Below are 13485 nucleotides of genomic sequence, written 5' to 3'. Positions count from 1 at the left end.
CTCCTTGCCTTCAATAGCCGAAGTTTGCAGCCTTGGACCAATGTTTTTTCACTTCAGTCTCGATAAAGGCTTGCTTCTCCTCGGTCAGTTTCTCCAGCTCCACGCCTATGGCTGCCTGCGCCTTGGCCTTGGTGCTGTAGTCCGGATAATCGACTCGGGTGACGCCAAGGTCGGCATTCAGCTTGCGCAATATCTCTCTGGCAGCGCGGATCTGCTCTAAGCCCTTGTCCAGCAGGGCTTCACCCTCTTTGGCGTTGTGGGCGTGAATACCGTGGGATGACATGGCAAAGTCCCAGCGCCACTGTGCATGTCGTATCCCCATGATGGCATACCCTATCTGTTGCCATTGGGCTCCTGCCTTCCAGGCGGCGCCGGCTTCATAGTGGGCCTTGATAAGTAATTCCTGTAACTGTTGCGCCTTGGTCTCCAGTAGCGCTTTATTGTCGGCAATCAGCTGGGTAATTTGCTGTTGGCTCTGGTGACAACTGCTGCAATTGGCCGCTTCAAAGTCCGGCAGATGGTTGGTTATCTTGTGGTTGGTGAAAGATTTGCCGTCGGCGCTGGTTTCCTGGGTCATATGACAGGTGACACAACTGATACCTGCCTTGGCGTGGACGCTGCGATTCCAGTGCTCAAACTCGGGATGGCGCGCCTTCACCAGCGGCGTTCTCGATACCGGGTGCACCCACTCGAAAAACTGCCGGGCATCATAATACTTTTCTATTTCATCGGCGCTGTTGCCGAAGATCCAGGGGATATTGACCTTGTCCTGACGCTCTGGCTGGAAGTAGTAAGTGACATGGCACTGGCCGCAAACCTGTGATTGCTGCATCGATTGATTTTGTTCACCAAAGGGTTTGTGCACTTTTGCCATGGCGTCCTGGGCATGAGGTCTTGGCAGTGCCAGTTCAGCTGAGCCCTGGGTATGGCAATCAGAGCAGTACACAGGGTTCTGGATTTCCGGACCCAGCTCGGCAAAGTTCTTGGCCGAGAAGCCTTCGACGCCCAGCTCTTTCATCAGCCTGGGCGCATCCGGTGTCTTGCAGGTCCAACAGCTGGCCGACAGTCCTTTTTCACCAGCCTTGGGGCTAACACCACTGCGTAGGCTGTGGCTGACATCGGCGACGGCAAAGTGATGCCCTCTGGGGCTATGGTACTCCTTGGCATAAGCCGAGCCTGCCCAGAGGATGATGCTGGCGGGGTTTTTCTCAAGCATATCTTCCCGCTGTTGCTCCTCTGAGGTTTGGGCCCAGGTTTGATATTGCAGGCTTGATGTTTTGTCTGCTGCGACAACGGAAAATGACAGACTCAGACCTAGCACAATGGGTAGTGTAGTAGGGTGGGTAAAGGGGTTCACTAAAGGCTCTCCTAGATTGGGACGACGCACAAACAGGCGTTTGAAGTTTGGTCCCTGAAAACAAAAAAGACATAAATAAAATGCATGATAATGCTAAGGAGCTCTGTTAGTCGTTGCAACCGCAAGATATTGTTTTTACTGAATTCTGTGACCTGAAACAGGATTCAGTTTCTCCTTTTATAGCCGTTTTATCGCTTTAAAGCCCGCCCAGCCTGGGCACTACTCCCTAAGGGATATTTTACTTATTTCGTTGGTTTTTTAACCGTTAGTTATTGGCGAAATAGCCACTTCTTTGCTGTATTTCATGTAAGCCTGAATAGCTAAAAGCGGAAAATTTCGAAATTACAATCGATTGAGGCGGTTGAAATGGGTGATATCCGTCTTTTGGCGGCTATTTTTATGATCCAGATCAACGGCATCAGGTGTTTACCAACTTGGGGGTATACAGTTTGTTAACACTTTGGCTTTATGATCAAAACCGAAAACAAGTTGCATTTAAAAGGCGGCTTTAATCTGCCGGGCTTGGCGGCCGTTGCCCTGAAACAGCACAGCAGCAAGCCATCTTCATAGCGCCTAGGGAGGAGCCATGAGTGAGACACCGAATACTGATGAAAAACGTCTGGAGCTGAAGATATTTATCTTCCTGACGGTTTTTTTGGCGCCGCTATTGTCGGTTTTGCTGGTCAGCGGTCTGGGCTTTGCCATCTGGTTCAGCCAAATCTTAACCGGCCCACCGGGAGCCGGTTAACGCCAGCATAACGAGAGTCCTTAAAACAGGGGAACGAGATGAGTAGGGAATTGCATGTCAGCAGCCTGATCCTTCAGGTGATGCCATCCAAGATGGCCGGCGTTCGTCAGCAAATTCTGTCGTTCGGCAATGCCGAGCTATCGGTTAACGATGAAAGCAAGCTGGTTGTGGTGCTGGAAGGCCCGACCGAACAGGCGATCCTCGCCACCATGGACAGAATCAATGCCCTCAAGGGCGTGATCTCCACCGCTATGGTGTATCACCAGTGTGAACAGCTCGAAGAGGAAGAGCAATGAAAATGAACAGACGCGAATTCATGAAGGCCAATGCCGCCATGGCGGCAGCCGGGGTCGCCGGATTGGCTTTACCTGCCACAGCCAGCAACCTGATCACCAGTTCAGAGCACACCCAGTTAAATTGGAACAAGGCGCCGTGCCGCTTTTGCGGTACTGGCTGCTCTGTGATGGTAGCCACCCGCGAAGGCCGGGTTGTGGCGACCCATGGCGATGCCAACAGTGAGGTCAACCGCGGCCTCAACTGCATTAAAGGCTACTTCCTGTCGAAGATCATGTATGGCCATGACCGGCTGCAGACTCCCATGCTGCGGATGACAGACGGCAAATACGACAAGCATGGTGAATTTACCCCTATCAGTTGGGATCAGGCCTTTGACATTATGGCCGAGAAGTGGAAGCACACCATCAAGACCAAAGGGCCGACGGCGGTGGGCATGTTTGGTTCAGGTCAGTGGACGGTTTGGGAAGGTTATGCCGCTTCCAAGCTGATGAAGGCGGGTTTCGGTTCCAACAATATCGATCCCAACGCCCGTCACTGTATGGCCTCGGCCGTGGGCGGCTTTATGCGTACCTTTGGCATGGACGAGCCTATGGGTTGCTACAACGATATTGAAGCTGCCGACGCCTTTGTGCTTTGGGGCTCCAACATGGCCGAGATGCACCCAATCCTCTGGAGCCGGGTCACAGACAGACGCCTCAGCGCGCCCCATGTAAAAGTCTCTGTGATGTCCACCTTCGAGCACAGAAGCTTTGATTTGGCCGACTTGCCGATTGTCTTCACGCCGCAAACCGATCTGGCCATACTCAACTATGTCGCCAACTACATCATCAGTAATGACAAGGTTAATTGGGACTTCGTCAACAAGCATGTGAACTTCCGCAGAGGTACAACCGATATCGGCTATGGCCTGCGGCCCTCACATCCGTTGCAGCAAAAAGCCAAAAACGTGGCCACCGCCGGTGAATCGACCCCGATGGACTTTGATCAGTTCAAGGCGTTTGTCGCCGATTACAGCCTGGAAAAGGTCAGCAAGCTCTCGGGCGTACCCGAACATAAATTGCTGGAGCTGGCGAAACTCTACGCCGATCCCGAGGTGAAGGTGACCTCCTTCTGGACCATGGGCTTTAACCAGCATACCCGCGGGGTTTGGTGTAACAACCTTATCTACAATATCCATTTGCTGACCGGCAAAATAGCCACCCCGGGCAACAGTCCGTTTTCACTCACAGGTCAACCTTCAGCCTGCGGTACTGCGCGGGAAGTGGGCACCTTCTCCCATCGCTTGCCGGCGGATCTGGTGGTGAATAATCCAGAGCACCGCAAGATTGCCGAGACCATCTGGAAAATCCCTTCCGGGATCATTCCGCCCAAGCCAGGCTACCACGCGGTAGAGCAAAACCGGCGCCTGAAAGATGGCGATCTCAACTGCTACTGGGTGCAGGTAAACAACAATATGCAGGCCGGCCCCAATATCAACGAAGAGGGCTTGCCCGGATACCGTAACCCGGAAAACTTTATTGTGGTGTCCGATGCTTACCCAACGGTTACCACCCAGGCCGCGGATCTCATTTTGCCCACTGCCATGTGGGTGGAGAAAGAGGGCGCCTATGGTAACGCCGAGCGCCGCACCCAGTTCTGGCACCAGTTGGTGACAGCGCCCGGACAGTCGCGCTCGGATCTCTGGCAGTTGCTGGAGTTCTCCAAGCGCTTTACCACAGACGAAGTCTGGTCCGAGGCTGTATTGGCGGCCAATCCCGAATACAAGGGCAAGACCTTGTATGAAGTGCTGTATCAGAACGGCAATGTTGACAAGTTCCCTCTCAGTGAAAGCGATAACAAGTATCTGAACGACGAAGCCAAGCACTTTGGTTTCTATGTGCAAAAAGGGCTTTTTGAAGAATACGCCACCTTTGGCCGTGGTCATGGTCATGACTTGGCTCCCTTTGAAATGTACCACCAGGCCCATGGTTTGCGCTGGCCTGTGGTTGACGGCAAAGAAACCCTCTGGCGCTACCGTGAGGGCTCGGATCCTTACGTTAAACCCGGCAAAGGCTTTGAGTTTTACGGCAAAAAAGACGGCAAGGCAGTTATCTTCGCGCTGCCATACGAGCCGGCGGCAGAATCCCCGGATGCCGAGTATGATCTTTGGCTCTCCACCGGGCGGGTGCTGGAACATTGGCACTCAGGCTCCATGACCCAGAGGGTACCCGAGCTCTATCGCGCCTTCCCGGATGCCGTGTGCTTTATGCACCCGGATGATGCCAAGAAACGCGGCCTGCGCCGAGGTGATGAGGTCAAGGTGGTGTCCCGCCGCGGCGAGATACTGACCCGGGTGGAAACCCGCGGCCGCAACAAGCCGCCGGTGGGTTTGGTGTTTGTGCCCTGGTTCGACGCCAGTCAGTTGATCAACAAGGTGACTCTGGATGCCACGGATCCGCTGTCCAAGCAGACTGATTTCAAGAAGTGTGCCGTGAAAGTGATGAAGGCCTGAGGAGGATAAGAAGATGAAATCGAATCATACCCTGTTGGCCTTTGCTGCACTGATGACCGCGCTGTCTGTCAATGCTGCCGGCATTCCCGAAGATAAGGTGGCGACTTTGCGTCAGGCGCCGCTCAATAGCCAGCCGACACCGCCTGTGATGCAGAAGGTGAGAAATACGGATATCAAACAGACCCGTAACTACCCGATGCAGCCGCCGGTCATACCGCACAAGATAGACGGCTACCAGCTGGATCTTAAGGTCAACAAGTGCATGTCCTGTCATGCCCGCAGTCGCACCGGCGAATCGCAGGCACCTATGGTGAGCGTGACTCACTATATGGACAGAGACAACAACTTCCTGGCCGAGCTGTCACCCAGACGATATTTCTGTACCCAGTGCCATGTGCCGCAACTGGACGCCAGATTGATGGTGGAGAATGACTTTGTCGATATGGATCACTTGCTCAAGTCCGGGGCTGAGAACCCATCCAGCCATTAGGAGTCGCTATGTTTGAGAAACTGAAACAGATATGGCGGGTGCTGAACCGGCCCAGTGTTCACTTCAGTCTGGGTTTTCTGACCCTGGGAGGCTTTGTCGCCGGGATCATCTTCTGGGGTGGTTTCAACACTGCCCTGGAAGCCACCAACCAGGAGGCTTTTTGTATCGGTTGCCACGAGATGGAAAACAACGTCTATCAGGAGCTGAAGACCACCATACATTTCACTAACCGCAGCGGGGTGCGGGCGACCTGTCCGGACTGCCACGTTCCCCATAATTGGACCGACAAGATAGCCCGTAAGATGCAGGCTTCCAAGGAGGTGTGGGGCAAGGTGTTCGGCACCATCAATACCCGGGAGAAGTTCGAGTCCAAGCGGCGCGAACTGGCCGAGCATGAGTGGGCCAGACTCAAGGCCAACGACTCGCTGGAGTGTCGAAACTGCCATAACTTCCAGTATATGGACTTCACCCGTCAGTCACAGCGGGCGGCCAATATGCACTCCACCTCGCTGGCAAGCGGTGAGAAGACCTGTATCGACTGCCACAAGGGGATAGCCCACCACCTGCCGGATATGCAGGGAGTGGAAGGCTTCTGAGCCCAAAGCTCTGGGCATAGCCTATTGCTTCATGAAAAAAGCGCGCCGAACTTTCCCGGCGCGCTTTTTATCTGTTAAATCACCAGTAAAAATCCACGATTAAGCAACGCCTTATTGGCAGTTTTCCTGTTGCCGACTCAGGAGTTTAAGCTCCACTTGATTGCCGTCGGGATCGTAAATATAGATAGAGCGGCTGTATCCCCGGGCGCCATATTTTTCCGAAAAGCCTTCATGGTGCACACCGTGTTGCTCCAGGTGTTGCAGCACTGAGGCTTCATCCTTGGCGGCAATATTAAGGCAGAAGTGCGCCATATTGAGGCCTAAAGGTTGATCGCTTCTTGGCACCAGATCGATAAGGGCGTTGCCGAATCTCAGTTGCAGCAGGCTAGGGGAGTCGAGCCGCCGCTCGAAACGAGCCCCCAGCACTTGGGTATAGAATGCTTGGCTGGTTTCGAGACTGCTGCAGATCAACACCAGATGATCTATATCTATCGCACTGAACATAAGTTCTCCTGCATGCCTTCACACCTTTTTTCAGCTTAGCAGGATAAAGAACACCCGCGCGAGTGGCGGGTGTGGTTTTGCTTCAGTCCGGTTGGTGCTTCGGTCCGGTTGGTGCTTGGCTCAGGACGGATGCTTTACTTGAGCGGAACGCTCAGCTGGCGTCTTATGTTACTCACCAGCCACTCGCTGACATCATGGCCATTGTTGCTGAGCATCTTGGGGAACATGGAGATGGGTGTCATGCCCGGGAAGGTATTGATCTCATTGAGCAGTATCTCGCCTTCATCGGTAAGGAAGAAGTCGATACGCGACAGGTGGGACAGCTTCATGCCCTTAAAGGCGCGAATGGCATAATCGCGTATGGTATCGATTTGCGCTTGGCTCAATTCGGCCTCGACCTTGGTCACCGCCTTGCTCTTGGCATCATACTTCTCATCGAAGCTGTAGAAGGTGTTGTTGGCACAGATGATTTCACCCGGCACTGTGGCAATCACTTCACCCTGGTATTCATATACGGCCACTTCCAGCTCCCTGGCTTTGATGGTCTTTTCCACCACCACGTAGGGGGAGTAACTGAAGGCCTGCTCCAGCACAGAAGGGATATCATCGCCGTTGTCTACCCGGTAGCAGCCGACGGATGACCCCTGGGATGCTGCCTTGATAAACAGTGAGCCCCATTCATTCAAGGCCTCACGGCAGCGGCTGTTGGCCGCTTCACCGGCTTCACTGAGAAACAGATAAGGGGTATTGGGGATGCCGAGCGCACTGAACCACATCTTGGCCGTGACCTTGTTGAAGCAGTTGCTGCTGGGTTCAGAACCGCAGCCGAAATAGGGCAGGTTGATCAGATTGAAATAGGACTGAATATCGCCGGTCTCGCCCGGATAGCCGTGAATACAGGGGATCACATAGTCCACCGGCCAGCTGGGCTCGGCCTCATCGAAGCGCACTTCACGGCGATTGGTCAGCTCGCAAATCTGGCCCTGCTTGGTGTGGTAGTGGCCGGCGGCGTCCAGCTCCAACCTGAGCACTTCCATGTCGGGAATATTTGCCAGGCAGCTTTCGATATAGTCAGCCGACATCAAAGAGATACTGTGCTCGGCGGCCCCGCCGCCACAGAGTAACAAGATATGGGTTTTGCTCATGAATTCTCCTGACTGAGCGGCCTGATAAATAACCTTGGCCGATATTATGCCTGCTTAGACAGGCCTTGAGTATAACGGCAGCTGACGCAGGCTCTCATCTGGTTATTTTGCCGCCAGAGCGAAGCGGGCCGTATGGCATCTGGCCCGGTTGCTGTTCTCGCTATCGTCCCAGCCAGTCGCGGCCAAAGCCGCCATAGCCATAATCTCTGCCACAATCACTGCCATAGCCTATCGGCCAGCCCTGAAGCCCGGCGAGTGAGGCGACGACAGGCGCCATCAAACACTGAGCTGTTGCCCAGGCAGCAAAAATGCTGCTTGGCGCGGGTAATGGCGGTGTAGATCAGCTCCTTGGTGAGCAGTTGCAGCTGCGCCGGGCTCGGGCTCGGCGGCAACACCAAGGCCACAGAATCAAATTCACTGCCCTGGGACTTGTGCACTGTCATGGCAAAACAGGTCTCGTGGCCGGGAAGACGCGCCGGCAACACCTTGAGCACACTGCCGTCGGCCTGAATAAAGTGCGCCAGCAGCCTGTTGCTGTCTCGGTCGGGCAGAATAACGCCGATATCGCCGTTAAACAGCCCCAGGTTGTAATCGTTGCTTTGGATGATCAGCGGTCGGCCCGGATAAAACTCCTGCTGCGGGGCGATCAGTCCGGCCTGTTTCAGCACTTGCGTCAGTTGCCGATTGATCCCCTCGACACCGAAATCGCCGCCACGGGTGGCGCACAGCAGTCGAAAGCGGTTGTAACGGGCGATGATCTCCTCGGCGCTGATGTCCGGCCTGTGCACCACTTCCAAATAGTCGCGGTAGTGCTCACAGGCCTGGCTGAGAAGCTGAGCCAGCCCTTGCTGCTGTTTACCGATTTCCAGCCACTCAAGCTCCTGATAACCGCCATTCCAGGCCTCAGTTATCGCGGCGCCATCACTGAGGTTGACCGCCTTGGCCAGCACGCCTATGCCGGCATCGCCGCGGAATCTGTGGCTGTGACGCAGCATACAAAGATTATTGCCTATGCCGGGGGCGAGATTGACGCAATCGCTGAGGTCAAAGCCGGTGAGCCTTGTCAGTGTTGCGGCAAACTCGGCGCTGTAACGCATGCGCCAGTCCTGCTGGTGGCGCAGACCGGCGCAGATATCGGCGAGCACGGCGCCGGCTTCCACCGAGGCCAGTTGATCCTGATCCCCGAGCAGTATCAATCTGGCATTGGCGGGCAGGGCATCGAGCAGCCGGTCCATCATAGGCAAGTCCACCATGGAGGCTTCATCGACAATCAGCAGATCCAGATGCAGCGGGTTGTCTTGGTGATGACGGAATTTGTGCGAGCCGGGGATCACCCCCAGCAGGCGATGCACAGTGGCGGCTTCTTCGGGGATCTTGTCTATGGCGCCAAGGTCAAGCTCGGCGGCAAAGGGCATAAGCTCTTTTGCCAGGCGCTGTTTGGAGGCCTTTATCGATTCGGTCAGGCGCGCCGCCGCCTTACCCGTGGGGGCCACCAGACGTATGTTCATTTCACTGCCGAGACACAGGAGCATCAGTAGCTTGGTGACTGTGGTGGTCTTGCCTGTGCCCGGGCCGCCGGTGATCACCGCCAACTGGCGACAATAGGCGGTGGCGGTGGCGACTTTTTGCCAATCGCGTTTGCCGGAATTTTCATTATCAGTTTGAGTTTCACTATCAGTTTGAGCTGCCTCATTAGTCGCTTGGCCAGTATGGCTGGCGGGCGGCAAAAACAGGCAATCGAGCGCGCGTCGCACTTCGTCGGTGGCGGGGTATTCAGTGGCGGCCATGGCGGTGAGGCGCCGGGCGACCCGGCACTCAAAATCATAATAACGTTTGAGGTAGAGGCGGCCAGCGTCGAGGATCAAGGGTTTGTCTTCACCCGGGGCGCCGACGGCGGCAAAATTGGCCACCGCCAGCTCAAGGCTTGCCGGGTCGGTATTGAGGCGCACACTGGGGTAGGGCTCTGCCAGCGGATTATCAAACGCTATGCTCCCCAGTGGCAGGCAGGCGTGCTGCGATGATAACTGGCGGCTCAGCAGGGCGCACAGCAGCAGAAATAGCGGCGATGGCTCCTGGTGAATGGCGGCCATCTGCAGCGCAAAGTGGCGGTCGAGCGCCGTCAGCAGCCGCTGTTCTTCCCATTGCTTGAGCAGCGCAGTAACAGCTTGGCTGCTGTGCAGTATTGATGGGCTATCTGTCATAGACTCAACTCCAACTGAGGGGCGCTCGAGGGCGACTCGCCCTTGAGTAAGGCATCCAGGGCCAGGATCACCGCTTCATCCGGTCTGTCCACAAACACCCCGGCGCCGGGATGGGCCGCGGACATGCCCCGTAAAAACAGATAACAGCAGCCGCCGAAATGGCTTTGATAACAATAGTCCGGCAGTTTGAGGCTCAGATATCTGTGCAGCGCCAGGCTGTAGAGCAGGTACTGCAGATCGTATCTGTGCTCGCTGATGGCGGCGGCCATCTTGTCCTGGCGGTAATCGCTGAAATCGTCCCCCAAATGGTTGGATTTATAATCGGCAATGTAGAAACGGCCCTGATATTCAAAGGTGAGATCGATAAACCCCTTGAGCATGCCCTTGAAGGCATCGAAGCGCAGTTCACCGCCATAACCGTGCTTGGCCAGCAAGCGGCTGAGCTCGGTATCGATAAGCTGGGTATCGCCGCCAAGGGGCAGATAAAACTCCATCTCCACCAGCTTTTGGCGCTTGCTGAGGTCGCCCAGGCGCAGACTCTGCCCCTGAGGCAGAGCGATTTCGGCGTTAAGCAGATCCCGATACCAGTCATAAAGCACATCTTGCCAATCGCTGTCGATGCCGTACTGCTGCATCGCCTGGGGCAGATGCAGCAAGAGTTCCTCCTCGGCCTGGGTAAAGTCGATTTTCTCCAGTACCAGGTGCATAAAAGAACCGGCATTGGCGCCGCGCTCGAAGCTGAAGCGGTTGGCCTGCAAGACATCCTGCGGCTCATAGACAGAGGCCAGCTCGATTTCAAACTCCTCATCACCGGCGCCCGGCAATACCCGCTCGTGGGGCAGATGTTTGACCAGGCCGGAATAGCTGCCGACCCGCCAGGGCGCGCCTTGACGCGCCGCCGGCACCTGGGCACAAAGTGGGCTTTGGGAGTGGTTTTCAGTGCCTTGAAGGTGACTTGGATCTGCATCGCCTATCTCGGTCAAGGAGATGGCCTCGCAAGCAAGGGATGCGGCGGCGCTTTGCAACCTATCGCCGTCACAGTCCTTGTCTTCAATGCCGAGCAGATAGCCTATGGCGGTATCTTTCAAAAAGCTGTTGATGCCCGTCTTGTTCATGCGGCAGTGATTGGCCAGCCCCAGATAACAGCGATATACGGGCCGGGTCAGCGCCACATACAAGAGGCGCAGATCTTCGGCTAGCGTCTCGCGTTTACAGGCTTCCCAGCCTTCGTCACTGGCGTCCAGATCCCAGACTAATTGATTGTCCTTGTGGTACAGCATGGGCGAGGGGCGGCGACTGCCGTCGCGGGCCAGGCTGACAAAGGGGATGAAGCACACAGGATATTCCAGCCCCTTACTCTTGTGGATGGTGACTATCTGCACCAGGTTTTGCTCGCTGGCGAGCCTCAGTTGCTGCTCTTCACGGCTCTGGCCGGAGAGCAGTTCCTGCTCAAACCAGTTGACCAGGGCGCTCATGCCTTCGAGCTCGGTGGATTTTTGCTGCAGCAGTTCCGCCAGATGGCGAAAATCGGTGAGACGCCGCTCGGCGTTGGCCTCTCGGCCAAGCCGCTCCAGCAGCTGCCAGTGATCCGCGAGATTGAGCAGCGCCGGCATGATGCCGCGGCGGCTCCAGAGCTCATGCAGCGACATGAAGGTATCGAGCACTTCGGCGCGCAGTGTCTCAGATTGGTTGAACTCATGGATCTTATTGGCGCTGAAGCCCAGCAAGCGGCAGGCCAGTGCCGAGCGAATCGCCCGTTCATCCCTGGGGCTGGCGAGCGCCTTGAGGATGAGGGCGATTTCCCGCGCTTCCTCCGTGACCATTACCGAGTCGCGGCTGAGGAACACGGCGCCGATCTGGCGACTATTGAGCGCTTGTTGCATGACGGCGGCTTCGTTTCTGTCGCGCACCAAAATGGCGATATCCCGGGCGCGCAGCGGCTGCTCATTGCCACTGAGGCGACACTCGCCGCGGTTGGCGGCATTGAGCAGGCGCACGATTTCGGCGGCGGCATCTTCGGCCAGCAGTTTACGGGCCTGGGTCTTGTTGAGGCCCTTGTCCGGATCTTCCTTGAGCAGCCTGAGCTGCAGCGCCGCCGAGTCTGTGCCGGGCGCGAGCAGCTGTTTGCTGCCGGCGTCCTTGGCCTTGACCGGCTCGAACGGGATGGCGTCACTGATAAAAGGGTCGCTGTGGTTGGCAAACAGGCGGTTGACCGCTGCAATCATGTTGCTGGCCGAGCGGTAGTTGGTGTCCAGATTATAGTGATCGGCGGTATTGCGCCTGGCCTCAATATAGGTATAAATATCGGCGCCGCGAAAGGCGTAAATCGCCTGCTTGGGATCGCCTATCATCAACAGAGTGCGACTTGCCTCAGGCTCAGGCTTGGGTTCAGGCTCGGCGCCGGCATCCGCATCCTGCTGTGGCAATTGCGCCGGGTAGATGCCGGAGAAAATTGCAAACTGCAGCGGATCCGTATCCTGAAATTCGTCGATAAGCGCCACCGGGAAGCGTTTGCCTATCTCCTGCTTGAGCTGCTCGCCGATGGCAAGGCCGCTATCCGGCGCCGTCTGGGTCAGGCCGCCTATGGCCTTGGCCAGGGTCAGCAGCAGATCGTCCGGGCTCAGCAGGTTGCGCTCGGCCTTGAGCTCGGCAAAACGCTCGGCTATCTGGGCTCTTGCCTGATAGAGGAATGCCGGAATAAGCGAGTCTACACTGTCTCTGAGCGCTTCTATCTGCGCCAGCAGCGGCGCCTGTTGCGCTGTGGGGATTTCGCCGCCTTTTCTCAGTTTCAGTGACCCGAGAGCCAGGCTGTCCAGCAGCTTGGGTGTCGGCAGTCCCTGATGATACTTGGCCCAGTTGTCCATCTGCTCCAGCATGGCCGTGAGTTTGGGGTAGCCATCGGCTTGCTTGCCATAGCTGGTGCCGTTGAGCGGCAGGCTGTGGAGCAGGGCCTCGATGGCGTCCCTTTCTCTTGGCCAGCTCAGTCGCAGCCTTGCGAGCTGAGTCTGCAACTGCTCGGCATATTGATCGAACTCACCCGGGTCGCGGTTGGCGCTCGCTTGGCTGGCGCCGAGCAGCGGTCTCAATTCGCGCCCCAGCGCATCCGGAGTGGCGTAATGGGCGGCTATCGCGGTCGCCAGGGCTGTCGGCAGCCGATAACAGACATGGCGCCAAAAATCGCGCACACTCTGGCGCAGATATTCGCTGTCATCCAGGGTAAATTCCGACTCGAACAGCAGCGCCGACTCAAAGGCCATATCCGAGAGGATCCGCTGGCAAAAGCCGTGAATGGTAAAAATGGCGGCTTCATCCAGACTCTTGAGCGCCAGATCCAGCTGCTTGAGGGCGGTTGCGCGCTGCGTTGGCGGGCAGAGCTGATAAAGCTGCTCGATAAAATCGTCTTTGACGCTTAGGCCGATAAAGCGCTGATAACAGCTGCGGATCCTTTTGCGTATTCTGTCGCGTAGCTCTTCGGTGGCGGCGTTGGTAAAGGTGACCACCAGGATCTGCTCACAGCTAAGGCCCGGGCGCTCAAAATCACCCAGCAATAAGCGCAGATAGAGGCCGGAAATGGTGTAGGTCTTGCCGGTTCCTGCACTGGCCTCAATCAGGCGCCGGCCGCTCAACGGTAAACTCAATGGCTCCAGTGCTTGCAT

General features: G+C 56.3%; 10 protein-coding genes. 5 read left to right on the top strand and 5 right to left on the bottom strand.

Annotated elements, in window-relative coordinates; genetic code table 11:
* Positions 1-10: 10 nt before the first annotated feature.
* Positions 11-1324, bottom strand: a complete 1314-nt coding sequence (locus tag ACMHXH_RS15350; RefSeq protein ID WP_039033325.1) for an ammonia-forming cytochrome c nitrite reductase subunit c552 — start codon at positions 1322-1324, stop codon at positions 11-13.
* A gap of 619 nt (positions 1325-1943) precedes the next feature.
* Here ACMHXH_RS15350 and ACMHXH_RS15345 point away from each other — a divergent pair.
* From ACMHXH_RS15345 to ACMHXH_RS15325, 5 genes are read left to right on the top strand one after another with little or no spacing between them, the layout of a single operon-like run.
* The gene (locus ACMHXH_RS15345) at positions 1944-2105 is read left to right on the top strand and encodes a nitrate reductase (RefSeq protein ID WP_039033272.1); all 162 of its coding nucleotides are present in this window, start codon (positions 1944-1946) and stop codon (positions 2103-2105) included.
* A gap of 38 nt (positions 2106-2143) precedes the next feature.
* Positions 2144-2401, top strand: a complete 258-nt coding sequence (locus ACMHXH_RS15340; protein WP_039033271.1) for a chaperone NapD — start codon at positions 2144-2146, stop codon at positions 2399-2401.
* 2 nt (positions 2402-2403) lie between these two features.
* Positions 2404-4893 (top strand): nitrate reductase catalytic subunit NapA, encoded by a 2490-nt coding sequence (napA, locus tag ACMHXH_RS15335; protein ID WP_335908924.1) that lies wholly within the window; start codon positions 2404-2406, stop codon positions 4891-4893.
* Positions 4894-4906: 13 nt separating this feature from the next.
* Positions 4907-5383 carry a nitrate reductase cytochrome c-type subunit gene (locus ACMHXH_RS15330; RefSeq protein WP_025888064.1) on the top strand — a complete coding sequence of 159 codons (477 nt, stop codon included), beginning with the start codon at positions 4907-4909 and terminating at the stop codon, positions 5381-5383.
* Positions 5384-5391: 8 nt separating this feature from the next.
* Positions 5392-5979 carry a cytochrome c3 family protein gene (locus tag ACMHXH_RS15325; protein ID WP_025009645.1) on the top strand — a complete coding sequence of 196 codons (588 nt, stop codon included), beginning with the start codon at positions 5392-5394 and terminating at the stop codon, positions 5977-5979.
* A gap of 111 nt (positions 5980-6090) precedes the next feature.
* Here ACMHXH_RS15325 and ACMHXH_RS15320 read toward each other — a convergent pair whose 3' ends face one another.
* From ACMHXH_RS15320 to recB, 4 genes are all read right to left on the bottom strand, one after another.
* The gene (locus ACMHXH_RS15320; RefSeq protein ID WP_028779281.1) at positions 6091-6483 is read right to left on the bottom strand and encodes a VOC family protein; all 393 of its coding nucleotides are present in this window, start codon (positions 6481-6483) and stop codon (positions 6091-6093) included.
* Positions 6484-6617: 134 nt separating this feature from the next.
* A complete protein-coding gene (locus tag ACMHXH_RS15315; RefSeq protein ID WP_335908921.1) occupies positions 6618-7628 on the bottom strand; it encodes a D-alanine--D-alanine ligase in 1011 nt (336 codons plus the stop codon).
* 215 nt (positions 7629-7843) lie between these two features.
* Positions 7844-9829, bottom strand: a complete 1986-nt coding sequence (recD, locus tag ACMHXH_RS15310; protein WP_335912182.1) for an exodeoxyribonuclease V subunit alpha — start codon at positions 9827-9829, stop codon at positions 7844-7846.
* Entirely contained in the window at positions 9826-13485 is a 3660-nt protein-coding gene (recB, locus tag ACMHXH_RS15305; protein ID WP_071476069.1) for an exodeoxyribonuclease V subunit beta, read from the bottom strand. The genes recD and recB overlap by 4 nt, the downstream gene beginning before the upstream one ends.

Origin of the sequence: Shewanella sp. BJSY2023SW001 (genome assembly GCF_047314685.1) — a bacterium.
Lineage (GTDB): Bacteria > Pseudomonadota > Gammaproteobacteria > Enterobacterales > Shewanellaceae > Shewanella > Shewanella indica.
Note: the sequence above shows the minus strand (reverse complement) of the source record. Positions and strands in the feature narration are given on the sequence as shown.